Origin of the sequence: Desulfosediminicola sp. (assembly GCF_048381775.1) — a bacterium.
In the GTDB taxonomy this organism is placed as follows: Bacteria; Desulfobacterota; Desulfobulbia; order Desulfobulbales; family Desulfocapsaceae; genus Desulfopila; species Desulfopila ganghwensis.
In genome coordinates this window covers 58,164-72,251 of record NZ_JBLXGE010000002.1, presented here as the reverse complement: position 1 = coordinate 72,251, position 14,088 = coordinate 58,164, and the positions used below count along the sequence as shown (strand labels likewise).

Genomic DNA, 14,088 nt, shown 5'->3' with positions numbered 1-14,088 from the left:
GATTTTGTTTTTTTGAGATGTTGATGGGGCTAACTCTTTCCAGTTTCAGGCGAAAAGGTACAGGGTTAAATCTTATAAAGTGGTTGACAGGTAACACTATATTGAGTATTGATTTTTTGCTATTGTGAATGGTCGTTCAGTGTAAAATCAGTAATAATTCCATTCATTGACGCATGTTTTCTGTCTTGGTTGCGGTCATCATTCATTTTTATGGATGTTAGTTTTTTTATTTTTTTATCCAAGTTAATCGGGGGCTTACTAACATGATTACGATGGACATTACTTTGGTGATTCAGATCATCAACATGTTTGTACTCATGTTTCTCCTTAATGGTGTTCTTTACAAACCAGTAAAGAAAATCTTGAAGGAGAGATCTGAAAAGCTGCAGGGGATGAGAGCGGAAGTCTCGGACTACGAGAAAAACGCCCAACTCCGACAGGAAGAGGTAGATGCCAAGATGGCCAAGGCATCCGGTAAAGCGAAAGCTGCTCTGGAATCCGCCCGTGCTGAGGCACAGGCAGCCGGAGATGCTAAACTTACTGAGATCAAGGCTGAGGCTGATGGTGAAAAGAAAAAGCAGCTGGCTGATATCAGTGCTCAGTTCGAGAGTGCTAAGAAAAGCCTTCAGGAGAATCTCGACGGCTTCGCAACCGAAATGGCCAGTAAAATTCTGGGAAGGAGTCTTTAACGATGAGAGGAGTGAAGGAAGCAGTCAGACTGACGATTCTGGCAATTATGACGCTGTGTTTTACCCTGTCATCGGCACCCGTTTGGGCCTCTTCTTCAGACCAGGCAAGTCACAGCACAACAGACCAGGCAACCCACGCAGCACCTGCTGACGCACACGGTGAAGCTGCCGGCGGGCATAGCGCAGCTGCCGGTGGCAGTCTCTCAGCGGAGAAGATCAAAGATCTTGGTTTCAGGATCATGAACTTCGCCGTTTTGGTGTTTCTGCTGGTTAAATTTGCTGCCAAGCCAATCGGTAACGGACTCTCTGCACGGCGCAAGCAGATCAGAGATGAGATCGAAGAGCTTGAGGCCAAGAAAGCCACGGCTGAGAAATCGTATCAGGAATTTACGACCAAGCTTGCTGGTGTTGAGAAGGAGATCGATACGGTTGTAGACAAAGCCATTGCCCAGGCAAAGGTTGAAAAAGCCAAAATTATCGAAAAAGCTGAACTTGCTGCAGCTGATATCAAAAGACAGGCTGAGATGGCCATCCAGAAAGAAGTTATGGAAGCCAAGCGCACCTTAAAGGATGATGTCGCCGAGCAGGCCGCTGTAATGGCTGAAGAACTGATCGTGAAAAATCTCACCGCCGATGATCAGGTGAAGATTGTTGAAGATTATTTAGCTAAAGTGGGGGCCGTACAGTGAAACAGACAATCCTTGCACGAAGATACGCCAAGGCTTTATTTGCGGTTGGAAAAGAGCAGGATAAATTCGAAGCATATGGCGACGCTCTCCAGGCGGTAGCGGCGCTTTATAACAGCACCCCTGCAGTTGCAGATGCTTTGACCAACCCACTCTACCCGATGGATATCCGGGAAAAAGTCATGACCGGCATAGTCAGCTCGATGGATGCTGATAAGGTCATGGGGAATTTTCTGAATTTGCTGGTTCAGAAGAAACGTGCTGAAATACTTCCTGAAATTGCAGAAGAATATAAGGCCATGGTTGATGATGAGAAAAACATCAGTCATGGCAGTGTTATTTCAGCAGTTGAACTTAGTGATGAATTACAAGCCAAGGTTCAGGCTACACTTGAAAAGTTAACAGGCAAGAAGGTGGAACTTACAACCAGTGTTGATCCGTCCATTATCGGCGGGGTGATCGCCAAGGTAGGTGATCTGGTACTGGATGGAAGTATTAAAGCACAGCTTGCAGGTTTAAAAGATTCCATTAAGGGGAGAGAATAGATGCAGATTAAAGCCGAAGAAATCAGTCAGATTATCAAAGACCAGATTGGTGAGTACGAGACAAGCATTGACCTGAACGAGACAGGTACCGTTATCTCTGTTGGTGATGGTATTGCCCGCGTTTATGGTGTTCAGAATTGTATGGCCATGGAGCTTCTCGAGTTCCCTGGCGGTATTATGGGTCTTGCCCTGAACCTTGAAGAAGACAACGTTGGTTGTGCTGTTCTCGGTAATGTTTCAGGTATTAAAGAAGGCGATATCGTTAAGCGTACCGGCAAGATCGCTGAGGTTCCTGTTGGACCGGAAATGGAAGGTCGTGTTGTTGATGCTATTGGTGCTCCGATTGACGGACAGGGGCCAATCAACGCAGCCTTGAGCGCTAAAATCGAGGTTCTTGCTCCTGGTGTTATTGCTCGTAAAGGTGTTCATGAACCATGTTACACCGGCGCAAAAGCAGTTGATGCTATGACTCCTGTTGGACGTGGTCAGCGTGAGCTGGTAATCGGCGATCGCCAGATTGGTAAAACTGCTCTTTGTGTTGACGCGATCATCGCCCAGAAAAACACCGATGTGCACTGTATTTACGTAGCTGTTGGTCAGAAAAAATCCACTGTTGCCCTGGTTGTTGAAGCACTCAGAAAGCACGGCGCCATGGAGTACACCACTGTTGTTGCCGCATGTGCTTCTGATCCAGCACCAATGCAGTACATCGCACCTTTTGCCGGTTGTTCCATGGGTGAGTACTTCCGTGATAACGGCAAGCATGCTCTTATCATTTATGATGATCTCTCCAAGCAGGCTGTTGCATATCGTGAGCTTTCCCTGCTCCTCAGACGTCCACCGGGACGTGAGGCGTATCCTGGTGACATTTTCTTCAACCACTCCCGTCTTCTTGAGCGCGCTTCTAAAGTTAACGATGATCTGGGTGCAGGTTCGCTTACCGCACTTCCGATCATTGAGACCCAGGCCGGTGACGTTTCTGCGTTTATTCCTACCAACGTTATTTCCATTACCGATGGCCAGGTTTATCTTGAGCCAAACCTGTTCTTCTCTGGTGTACGCCCTGCGATTAACGTAGGTCTTTCTGTATCCCGTGTTGGTGGTGCTGCCCAGGTTAAAGCTATGAAGCAGGTTGCCGGTACCCTCCGTCTTGACCTTGCTCAGTATCGTGAGTTGGCGGCGTTCGCAGCCTTCGGTTCCGATCTGGATGCATCAACCCAGGCCAAGCTGACCCGTGGTGAGCGTCTCGTTGAGATCCTCAAGCAGCCACAGTACCAGCCGCTGCCGATGGAAAAGCAGGTTACCATCATTTATGCAGGTTCTAATGGTTATCTTGATCCTCTGCCGGTTGATACCCTTGCCGACTACGAGCAGGAACTTTATAACTACATCGAATCCAACGAGCCAAGCATCTTTACCGATCTGCAGACAGAGCAGACTTTTACTGATGGAATCAAGGATAAACTCAATAAAGTGCTGACCAGCTTTGGTGAAACTTTCAAGGCAACTAAAGGTCTTAACTAATACAGGTAGGTACCGATATGCCGAGTTTAAAAGAGGTCAAAACTAAGATCACGGGTGTCAAGAAGACATCCCAGATCACCAAAGCCATGAACATGGTCGCCGCAGCGAAACTGCGTGGTGCCCAGGATAAGATGGAAGCATTCCGTCCTTATACATCCAAGTTCAATGAGGCTATGTCGAATTTGTCCGGAGGTGCCAACCCAGATCAGTTCCCACTCATGGAAGCCCGTGATGTGAAAACTGTAGAGCTCGTCGTGGTCACCTCTGATCGAGGACTTTGTGGTTCCTTCAACGCGAATGTCGTTAAGCTTGCCGAAAGAATGATGGCGGCCTACGAAGCGGAAGGGAAAACAGTTAGCCTCGTATGTGTAGGAAAAAAAGGATTTCAGGTCCTGAAGAAGACCGGCAAAGTCCGGAAATCTTATGGTGATATCATGGCGAACTTCCAGATGTTCAACGCCAGGGAGATCGCTTCGGACCTTGCTGATCAGTTCCTCAAAGGTGGATCTGATAAAGTGGAAATTCTGTACAGCGAGTTCAAGTCAGTAGCATCACAGGTACCGACAGTCGCGGCGATGCTTCCGGTTCAGCCGATTGAATCCGATGAGGCTGCTAAAGCAAGTACTTCTGGTGACTACATCTATGAGCCTTCAGAAGAAGAGATCATGGATGTCTTGCAGCCGTTATATCTCAACGTTGTTATGTACGCAGCAATGCTCGAAATCGGAGCAGGTGAGCATGCAGCACGTATGACGGCGATGGATAATGCGACCAACGCATGTAAGGATATCGTTGCTAATCTGACAGTTGTATACAACAAGGCTCGCCAGGCCGCCGTTACAAATGAGCTTATGGATATCGTTGGCGGTGCAGAAGCCCTGAAATAATTTTTGACTATACAGAAAATCTAAATACTTTTAGGAGGGGTAAGGCCCTATGAGTGAGCAGAGAATTGGTAAAGTAACACAGGTAATTGGTCCTGTAGTTGACGTTGAGTTCGAAGCCGGGAATCTTCCCGAAATCATGAATGCGCTCTTTGTGAGCAACCCAGGTATCTCTGATGTTGCCGACAACCTTGTTATTGAGGTAGCTCAGCACCTTGGTGACAACGTTTGTCGCTGTATCGCCATGGATCAGACCGATGGTCTTGTTCGTGGAATGGAAGTTCGTGATAGCGGCAAGCCGATTGAGATTCCTGTAGGTGAGGCATCTCTTGGTCGCATTATGAACGTTGTCGGCCGGCCTGTTGATGGTCTTGGTGATATCGCATCCGAGAAGAAAATGCCGATTCATCGTCCGGCACCTGCTTTCACCGAGCAGGACACCGAGGTACGTGTTCTTGAGACCGGTATCAAGGTAATCGATCTTCTGGTTCCATTCCCACTTGGTGGTAAAATGGGACTCTTCGGTGGCGCTGGTTGTGGCAAGACCGTTATCATGATGGAGATGGTTAACAACATCGCCATGCATCATGGTGGTATTTCAGTATTCTGTGGTGTTGGTGAGCGTACTCGTGAGGGTAACGATCTCTACCATGAGATGAAGGATTCCGGCGTATTGCCGAAAGCAGCCCTGATCTACGGTCAGATGACTGAACCTCCAGGAGCACGTGCACGTGTTGCTCTGACCGGTCTGACCGCGGCAGAGTACTTCCGTGATGAGGAAGGCCAGGACGTTCTCTTCTTCGTTGATAACATTTTCCGTTTTACCCAGGCAGGTTCTGAGGTATCCGCGCTGCTTGGACGTATTCCTTCTGCTGTTGGTTACCAGCCGACACTGGCCACCGATCTTGGTGCCCTGCAGGAGCGTATTACCTCCACCACCAAAGGTTCCATTACCGCGGTACAGTGCGTATACGTACCTGCGGATGACTTGACCGATCCTGCACCAGCTACCACTTTCGCCCATCTTGACGGTACTGTTGTTCTTTCCCGTCAGATTTCCGAGCTTGGTATCTACCCTGCGGTTGATCCTCTGGATTCCACCTCCAGGATTCTCGATCCGAACGTTATCGGTGAAGAGCATTACCTGGTTGCCCGTGGTGTTCAGGTTACCTTGCAGAAGTATAAGGATCTTCAGGACATTATTGCAATTCTTGGTATGGACGAGCTTTCTGAAGAAGATCAGATTCTTGTTGCCCGTGCCCGTAAGGTTCAGCGTTACCTCTCTCAGCCATTCACCGTTGCTGAGGTTTTCACCGGTATGTCAGGTAAATTCGTAAAGGTTGCTGACACCGTACAGGGCTTTAAAGAGATCCTCGAAGGTAAGCATGACGACCTGAATGAGAACTCTTTCTATATGGTTGGTACCATCGACGAGGCAGTTGCAAAAGACGCAGCGTCCAAAGAATAAACAACCATTGAACTAGAGAGGGCAAACCGATGGCAGAGCAGATTAGACTTGAAGTTGTTACACCGAGCGGGGCAGTGGTTAACGAAGATGTTGATATCGTTAACGCACCTGGTTATGGTGGCGACTTTGGTGTGCTGGCTAATCATGCCCCATTTTTGTCTACCATCAAGATCGGAACTCTGACTTATGAGGCGAGCAAAGAGCGTCATGCACTAATGATTAGTGGTGGCTTTTGTGAAGTCTCAAATAACAAGATCACTTTTCTTGTAGAGAGTGCCGAATTCGGTCGTGACATTGATGTGGACAGGGCTATGAGGGCAAAAGAGCGCGCTGAAAAGCGCCTTGCCCAAGCCTCAGCACAAAACGAAAACTTAAACCTGACCCGCGCTGAAGCATCTTTGCAGCGTGCGGTTGCCAGACTTAAGACTGCAAAGCTGTAATTAGCAGCAGCCGAAATAGTCATATAAAAAAAGGCCTCCCGAAATTCGGGAGGCCTTTTTTTTTTGTATACGAACTCAATGAAAAGCTCAGCCTGAGCAAAGAGTTCATGATAAAGGGTAGCTGCCTGTTTCAGGCAGGGTTCCGGAGAAGATGGGGAGTTGATTACAAGGGTTTTATAGAGCTACAGGGTATTGTTGAAACCGACCAGATTGCCATTAATATACGACCCTATGCCAATGGAGATATCATCAGCCAGTGCCTTGATAAAGGAAGGTGACTTGAGATTTTCCACATCACCCCCGTTGCTGATAAATGAGGTTTCAAGCAGGATTGCGGGCATTTCCGCACCAATAAGGACGTAAAAGGGAGCCTGTTTGACTCCTAAATTGCGCAGCTCATTAAAGGAGGTGCCTGATTGTCCCTGAACAATTGCCGTCTGGACTTTTTGGGCAAGCCTCGATGATTCCTCGATCTTTGAGTTTTTCATAATATCCGAAAGGATATCCTGCAGATCGCTCATTTGATGAGTTGAGGTGGCATTCTCCCTCGCTGCAACCTTCATGGCATCAGTACTGGTTGTCAGATTCAGGAAGTAGGTCTCAACGCCGCGCACTTTGCTGGAACGATGGGCATTCACATGAAGTGAAATGAAGAGATCGGCTCCTTTGGTGTTGGCAATCGCCGTTCTCTCCTCGAGGGAAATAAAGGTGTCATCATCTCTGGTGAGAATAACCTCACATCCCAGTTGATTCTCAAGCAGGGGCTTAAGTTGATGGGCCAAAGTGAGTACAATGTCCTTTTCCATTACGCCATTGGCTACGGCTCCGGGATCCTTGCCGCCATGGCCTGGATCAAGCACGATTGTCCGGACTCCGAGGCCGAGCTGCTGGGCGAGGGAAAGTTCGGTTTGATCTGGTGCCTGGTCTGATTCCGAACCAGTGGCAGCTGGAAAGGATAAATTTTCACCAGGTACGTATTTCTTGCGGTCCTTGAGAACGACCATACCGCTCGCTTCAACTGAAGAGGATGACCCAAAATATCGTTTGGTTTTCTGAGAGGCTATCCGTTGAATAGACTTGGCAGAGGTGATGCTATCTCCGCGCACGTCAATGACCACTCGAAAAGGGTCTGGAAGGCTGTATATTTTATAGCTGTCAATACGGTCTATGTCCAATACAACCCTGACCGTATTTTTCGAATACTGACCGGTTCTGATAGATTTGAGGAGGCCATCGGATATGGGGATTGGTGCACGATATCGAGGTTCTATATAACTATCGTGAAAGTCGACGTACAGACGACGCGGGGCATTGTTGGTTTTGGGAAGGATACTGTCTTCATAACTGACCGGGCCGGAAGCTTTGACGACAATCCGGGTATAGTTATCGGATGACCAGTATTTGACTGGCAGCACGTTGTTAAGTTTACCAAGTGGAGAGTTGCCGACCATGCTTTTGGGCAGGGCTATGTCGTGGTCTCTGGAGATTTGCTTGAGCATATCCTCGGCTCGTGCAAGCATATCACCGGAGGGATACTTCCTTACAATGCGCGCAAAATATTCTGCGGATTCCTCCGCACTGTTTTTATCACCGAGGTAGATTAAACCAAGAGCATAGTATGCGTCGTCTGCCAGAGAGTGGTTGGAGAACAGCCGTGCGGTATCTTTGTAATAACTGATAGATTCATTGAGATCTGAATCGTGATCAAACTGCTTGTACATCAAATGGTACATCCTGCCAAGCATATAGAGGCAGGGGGCTGCAAATTCGGATTTACTGTTGGAGAGATAGATTCTGCGAAAATTCTGCGCACCCTTGGACCAATTATATCGTTCCTGTGCGAGAGACTGATTGGTAAGCAGCTGGTTAAAGTAGAACTTAGCCTTGTCATATCGCTTATCCAGTGGGAGTTCGACTTCGCTCCCCTGGGAGCTGCCAGCTATTGAAGAAGCAATAGCTAATGGCGAAAGTGTCGAAATGATGAGGATAAGTGCTAATCCTATCAGAAGATTTGAAAAAAATCTGAGCGACGCAGATGCTTCGAGTTGTTGTTTACCTTTTTTCACAGCCGATACTTACAGGAATAATTGGATACAATCCAGAGAAGCGAATTTGCTTGAAATATGCAGAATGAGTATACAAAAAAGGACCCTGTAAGGCAAAACAAAACAATCTTGGCAGGCATGCAGTGCGACGTAAAAAAGGTGTGAAGTGTATATCGCATATGAAGTAGCCGAGTCGAGCCAATGAAATAATAGCGCGACACGGCTACATTTGGTCATGAAAATGATAAAAAACTAATTTCTCATCAACTCTTTGAGCTTATAGATAACATCAAGAGCCATTTTTGGGGTCAGCTCGTCGGCATCAAGCTCATCCAGAACTTCTTTGACGGGATCAGGTTCAGCAGGAGGACGAAATAGGGATAGCTGGTCCGGGTGTGCTTTACGCTTGGTAGTTTTGGGTTTGACAGAGTGTGCGATCCTGGGCAGGCCGGCATGATCAAATTCTCCTCGTTCGATATTGGTGAGTATCTCCCCGGCACGCGCAACGACATCCTGGGGCACACCGGCAAGACCGGCAACCTGGATACCATAGCTGCGATTGGCAGATCCCTTGACCAGTTTGTGGAGGAAAATGATCGAATCATTCCACTCACGGACTGCGATGGAAAAGTTCTTTACCCGTGGCATGGTCGAGGTCAGGTCTGTAAGTTCGTGATAGTGAGTGGCGAACAGGGTTTTAACGCCTTGCCCATCTTTTTGAACCAGATCCTCAGCGACCGCCCAGGCGATTGATAAACCGTCGTACGTGGATGTCCCCCGGCCGATTTCATCTAGAATGACCAGACTTTTCGGGGTCGCATTGTTGAGAATATTTGCCGTCTCACTCATTTCTACCATGAATGTTGACTGGCCCCGGCGAAGATCGTCCATGGCGCCAACCCTGGTGAAGATCTTGTCTACGATGCCGATTTCAGCACACTCCGCAGGGACGAAGCTTCCCATCTGGGCCATGAGCACGATGAGGGCCGTTTGCCTGAGCACCGTGGATTTACCGGCCATATTAGGGCCGGTGATAATAAGCAACTGCTGGTCGGCCTGATCAAGATGAACGTTGTTGGGGACGAATTTGCCGGCAGGGAGTGAACGTTCGATTACAGGGTGTCTGCCCTCGGTGACTTGAATGAGGTCACCTTCTGTCACAGTTGGCCTGCTGTACTTGTATTTATGGGCGATCTCGGCAAGAGAGCAGAGAAAGTCGAGTTTTGCCAGCAGTTGTGCTGTGGAAAGCAGCCGTCCGCTATGTGCGGCCATATGGTTCCTGACTTCGATGAACAGGTCATATTCGAGTTCAAGGCGACGGTCCTGGGCTCCGAGAACCTTATTTTCGAATTCCTTGAGTTCAGGAGTGATAAAGCGTTCCGCATTGACCAGTGTCTGTTTACGAATGTAATAATAAGGAACTTTTTCAGAATGGAGTTTGCTCACTTCAAAGAAATATCCGAAAACCTTGTTGAACCCTACTTTCAATTTAGCTATTCCGGTAGCTTTCCGTTCTGAACTCTCAAGTTGGAGGATAGTTTGTTTGCCATCTCGTTGAATTGCTATCAACTCGTCCAGTTCGGCGTTATATCCCTCGCGGATCAGGTTGCCGTCTCTCAGGGTGATCGGCGCTTCCGGGTTGATAGCCTGGTTTAGGAGTTCGTGCAGATCTTCAAGCGGATCAAGATCTTCATGCAGTTCGATAAGCTTATCGGCAGGGCATTTGGCCAGGGTGGCAAGCAGATCCGGAAGACGCGCGAGAGAATGGTCAAGCGCGAGCATATCTTTGCCGTTAGCTGATCCAAGGATCATACGGCTGGTGAGTCGCTCGATGTCATAGACGGAATCGAGCTGTTCACGGAGCTGTTGGCGCAAGGTCGGATGGCCAAAGAGGAATTCTACTGCGTTCAGTCTGAGCTTGATTCGGGAGAGATCCTGAAGCGGAAAAAGCAGATTCTGTTTCAACATACGGGCACCCATGGGGGTGCAGGTCTGATCCATGACAGAGAGCAGCGACCCGTCCCGTTTGCCACCGATTAGGGTCTGGGTCAGTTCGAGATTTCTCCTGGAAGAATCATCGATCTGCAGAATCGTTTCGAGGTCCAGAGGGACAACCTTACTGATGTGGTCAATGCCTGCCTTTTGGGTTTCAACGATATAATCGAGCAATATACCAGCTGCGACTATCCCTTGCGTGTAGCCGGAGCAGCCGAACCCGTCCAGGGTGGTAACCTGGAAATGCTCAAGCATTTGCTGTTCCAAGGTGGCCTTATGGAACAATGAGGAAGAGCGTGTGGTTACACAGAGACCTGGCAGGAGAATCCGGGCAGTGTCGAGTAATTCATTTATCAGCTGATTTTCCTTGTCGCTGATTAATATCTCAGAAGGGGTGAGTCTGGTCAGCTGGTCGAGAACGATTTCCGCACTCTGGTCTTCATCGATAAATTCGCCCACCAGGAATTCGCCGGTGGTGGCATCGAGAAAGCTCAAGCCGAAGAGGGCTCTGGCACCGCTGATATCACAACAGATGCTACAGACATAATTGTTGTCTTTGTCGTCAAGCAAACCGTCATCGGTGATCACACCGGGGGAGACGACCCGAACTACTTCTCGTTTAACAATTCCCTTGGCCTCAGCCGGGTTTTCGACCTGTTCACAGATGGCGACACGTTTACCTGCCCGAACAAGTTTTGCAAGATATGCCTGGGCAGCGTGAAAGGGGATCCCGCACATAGGAACCTTAGAGGCATCGCTCTTGTTATTTCTGGATGTAAGCGTGATGCCTAATATTTTCGAAGCAACCTCTGCATCGTCAAAGAACATTTCGTAAAAGTCACCCATCCTGTAAAAGAGAATGGTGTCTTTGTGTTGTTCCTTGATTTCGAGGTACTGCTGAAGCATTGGGGTGAGTTTTAGATTAGCGGTCATTCCAGGTACTGTTTAGCTGAGTTTGTTGATTTCTGGTAAGGGCTTGTCAAAGGTTACGTCGATATATTCTGCTATAGTGCGCATTCCGTCCGGTAAGAAAAATTTCGGTAGGATAGCGGAGCGGTAGCAGTCCAGACCATGTCGATGAGCGCGCGGTTTTCATGGCTGGGCTGGTATTTCATGCAGGGTGGCGTTCAGCCCATCCGCAGTAATTGTCAGCAGTGCATAAGTACCGGGAGCACCATACCGGCCGGTAGCTTGAAAACTGCCGGGGTTGATTATCAGCGTTTTGCCGATCCTGTGACAGACCGGCTGGTGAGTGTGGCCGTAAACTATACAATCTGCAAGTGGGAACAGGTCATACATGCGATCTTCTATATTATGACGTGGACCGGCACCGTGGCAGATACCAATGGCATAGCCACCAAGAGAGACAAGGCGCTTTTCAGGCAAGGTCGTGCAGGTTTTGTGGTTGCACATATTGCCATGTACAGCGTAGATGTCTTTTCCCACAAAGGAATCAAGCAGTGAGATATCTGTGATGTCCCCGGCATGTATGATCACCTGACACTCTGAAAAGACATTTTGTACTGTCTTAACGAATGCGGGTTTACAGTTGTCAAGATGTGTATCCGATAATATTCCTACTCTGATCATGTGTGGTCTCCACTGAAATTTCGGAAGATAGTATAACAGAGAGCGAAGGGAAGCATGAGAAAAAATAGATTTACTCACTATAACCTGAGAGGGCAGTGATTATTTTGATTGATACGTGCAAGTAGGCTTCTACCTGAATCAGGCTTTAACGGTTGCGTAACAGGCATAAAGACAGGTATACTGCTTTGTTCAGATCTAAATAGCAAATAGTGATTTTTCGGTGCTTACCTTGCAACAGCGCCGGGAATGAGCAAAATAATCACGAAGATCGGTTTTGCCGATGTAGATGGAGAAAAAATTATGCTGAGCGCTTCGGACTTGCGTAAAGGGCTTAAACTGCAGATTGATGGCAATCCATACATTATAACTGATTTTGAATTTTCAAAACCGGGAAAGGGCCAGGCCCTGTACCGTTGCAGAATGAAAAACATGATCAACGGTAACCAGTTTTCCAAGACCTATCGCTCTGGTGATAAGTTTGAGAAAGCGAACCTGGAAGAGAGAAAGATGCAGTACCTCTATCACCAGGATGAAGAGTATCACTTCATGGATACCCAGAATTACGATCAGCTTTTTCTGACCGTCGAGCAGCTGGGTGACAATGTGAACTTCCTGATGGACAATATGGAGCTTGAGGTTCTGTTTTTTGATGATCGTCCGATCGATGTCAGTTTACCGATTTTCGTTAATCTGGCTGTGACCAAAGCTGATCCATGGGTCAAAGGCGACACTTCCGGGACAGATACCAAGCCTGTAACCGTAGAAACCGGATATCAGCTTCAGGTTCCACCATTTGTGGAAGAGGGTGATAAAATTCAGATCGACACCCGCACCGGAGAATATGTGACTCGAGTAAAAGAGTAACTCCATGCTGGATCTTCACGGGCTGCACATTCGTGCAGCCCTCCTGCGACTGCTGAGGGAATTTTTTTTCGAACGCGGTTTTCTCGAGGTGGATACCCCTGTCCGCCAACCAGTCATAATCCCGGAACAGTATATAGAGCCAATTACTGCTGAAGGCCAGTTCCTGCAGACATCGCCGGAATTGTGCATGAAGCGGATCCTCGCGGCCGGTGCAGACACAATATTTCAGATTTGCCCATGCTTTAGAAAAGGTGAGCGGGGGCGCCGTCATCTGGAGGAATTTACCATGCTTGAGTGGTACAGGCGTGGTGAGGATTACCGTTCATTAATGGCTGATTGTGAGGATCTGCTGAGATTTGTGGTGCTGGGTCTGCCAGCCTTCGAGGCTGAGAAAAAATTTGAGACAAGGCGTCTTGCACATATCGATTTCTCAAAATTTCTTGAACCAGCAGAACATATAACAGTCGAAGAAGCGTTTAACCGTTTTTCTCCTGTTCCGATGGCGCGTGCGCTGGAACAGGATCTTTTTGACGAAATCGTTGTTGAACACATTGAACCAAAGCTTGGAATCGGCAAACCGACATTTCTTACGGATTACCCTGTCCAGCTCGCCTCCCTGGCAAAGGTATCTGCAGATAATCCTCAGGTTGCCGAGCGGTTCGAACTCTACATAGATGGCATTGAGCTCGCAAATGGTTTTACTGAGTTGACCGATGCGGATGAGCAGAGAACCAGATTTTTAGCCGAACAGGCTGCGATTAAAAACGATCAGGGTCGACAGCAGGAGATACCCGAAAGATTTCTGAACGATCTTAACCAACTGGCGGATGCAGCAGGTATCGCATTCGGCCTCGACCGCTTACTTATGCTCCTTACAGGAAGTGATACTATTCAGTCAGTAGTGACTTTTGCCCCCGATGACATGATCTAGCCTCCTAACTCTAGAGTTGAGACGGTCTGCCAGGTCAAGGAGGCTTGAGGTTTATGATGCTTTAGTGTGTAAAGCTCAAAAAAAGACGCGGAAGAGCTGGTCGTATCGATTCGTCCGAAGGGTCTAAATTGTCCTGTTTATTTCTATCCACAAAAGGTACTGACTCTATCAGGAGAGACCCCTTTCCATTAACGGTCAAAGCCTAATATTTTCAACACATAATAGAGGTTGACGGGAATTTTCAGGTATTGTGTCGGCCAGCAGACAAAAGTGTTTGCAATCAGGTGACTCGCAGCTGTCAATCTGGCTGGTCGTATTCATAATTAGTAATTGTTTAATACGATTATATGACATAGATCGAATGTTTTATTGCGGGATAAATATAAATCGAATATGCTCTACCTAACTACTGGATGCCTCTCTGGCG

12 protein-coding genes are annotated in these 14,088 nt (G+C 47.9%); 9 read left to right on the top strand and 3 right to left on the bottom strand.

The window, feature by feature from the left end; genetic code table 11:
* Positions 1-263 precede the first annotated feature (263 nt).
* Genes ACN5NT_RS03225 through ACN5NT_RS03195 form a run of 7 tightly spaced genes read left to right on the top strand, consistent with a single transcriptional unit; the run spans position 264 to position 6,236 of the window.
* Positions 264-689 carry an ATP synthase F0 subunit B gene (locus ACN5NT_RS03225; RefSeq protein ID WP_136795155.1) on the top strand — a complete coding sequence of 142 codons (426 nt, stop codon included), beginning with the start codon at positions 264-266 and terminating at the stop codon, positions 687-689.
* 2 nt (positions 690-691) lie between these two features.
* Positions 692-1,378 (top strand): ATP synthase F0 subunit B, encoded by a 687-nt coding sequence (locus tag ACN5NT_RS03220; protein WP_136795154.1) that lies wholly within the window; start codon positions 692-694, stop codon positions 1,376-1,378.
* On the top strand, positions 1,375-1,920 hold the full coding sequence (atpH, locus tag ACN5NT_RS03215; RefSeq protein WP_136795153.1) for an ATP synthase F1 subunit delta: 546 nt from the start codon (positions 1,375-1,377) through the stop codon (positions 1,918-1,920). The genes ACN5NT_RS03220 and atpH overlap by 4 nt, the downstream gene beginning before the upstream one ends.
* Entirely contained in the window at positions 1,921-3,444 is a 1,524-nt protein-coding gene (atpA, locus tag ACN5NT_RS03210) for a F0F1 ATP synthase subunit alpha (RefSeq protein WP_136795152.1), read from the top strand.
* 17 nt (positions 3,445-3,461) lie between these two features.
* The gene (atpG, locus tag ACN5NT_RS03205) at positions 3,462-4,331 is read left to right on the top strand and encodes an ATP synthase F1 subunit gamma (RefSeq protein WP_136795151.1); all 870 of its coding nucleotides are present in this window, start codon (positions 3,462-3,464) and stop codon (positions 4,329-4,331) included.
* A 49-nt stretch (positions 4,332-4,380) separates the two neighbouring features.
* Complete coding sequence (gene atpD / locus ACN5NT_RS03200) at positions 4,381-5,796, top strand: F0F1 ATP synthase subunit beta (RefSeq protein ID WP_136795150.1); 1,416 nt, start codon at positions 4,381-4,383, stop codon at positions 5,794-5,796.
* Between the two features lie 29 nt (positions 5,797-5,825).
* A complete protein-coding gene (locus ACN5NT_RS03195; protein ID WP_136795149.1) occupies positions 5,826-6,236 on the top strand; it encodes a F0F1 ATP synthase subunit epsilon in 411 nt (136 codons plus the stop codon).
* Positions 6,237-6,418: 182 nt separating this feature from the next.
* Here the strand turns inward: ACN5NT_RS03195 and ACN5NT_RS03190 are convergent, their stop codons facing one another.
* The 3 genes from ACN5NT_RS03190 to ACN5NT_RS03180 all read right to left on the bottom strand — a co-directional run bounded on the left by ACN5NT_RS03190 (position 6,419) and on the right by ACN5NT_RS03180 (position 11,866).
* A complete protein-coding gene (locus ACN5NT_RS03190; protein WP_419174491.1) occupies positions 6,419-8,302 on the bottom strand; it encodes an N-acetylmuramoyl-L-alanine amidase in 1,884 nt (627 codons plus the stop codon).
* 231 nt (positions 8,303-8,533) lie between these two features.
* Positions 8,534-11,209 carry a DNA mismatch repair protein MutS gene (gene mutS, locus ACN5NT_RS03185; protein WP_419174490.1) on the bottom strand — a complete coding sequence of 892 codons (2,676 nt, stop codon included), beginning with the start codon at positions 11,207-11,209 and terminating at the stop codon, positions 8,534-8,536.
* A gap of 159 nt (positions 11,210-11,368) precedes the next feature.
* On the bottom strand, positions 11,369-11,866 hold the full coding sequence (locus tag ACN5NT_RS03180) for a metallophosphoesterase family protein (protein WP_419174489.1): 498 nt from the start codon (positions 11,864-11,866) through the stop codon (positions 11,369-11,371).
* A 300-nt stretch (positions 11,867-12,166) separates the two neighbouring features.
* Here ACN5NT_RS03180 and efp point away from each other — a divergent pair, with 300 nt between their 5' ends.
* Entirely contained in the window at positions 12,167-12,730 is a 564-nt protein-coding gene (efp, locus tag ACN5NT_RS03175; protein WP_136795523.1) for an elongation factor P, read from the top strand.
* A 4-nt stretch (positions 12,731-12,734) separates the two neighbouring features.
* Complete coding sequence (epmA, locus tag ACN5NT_RS03170; RefSeq protein ID WP_419174488.1) at positions 12,735-13,661, top strand: EF-P lysine aminoacylase EpmA; 927 nt, start codon at positions 12,735-12,737, stop codon at positions 13,659-13,661.
* The last annotated feature ends 427 nt before the right edge of the window (positions 13,662-14,088 follow it).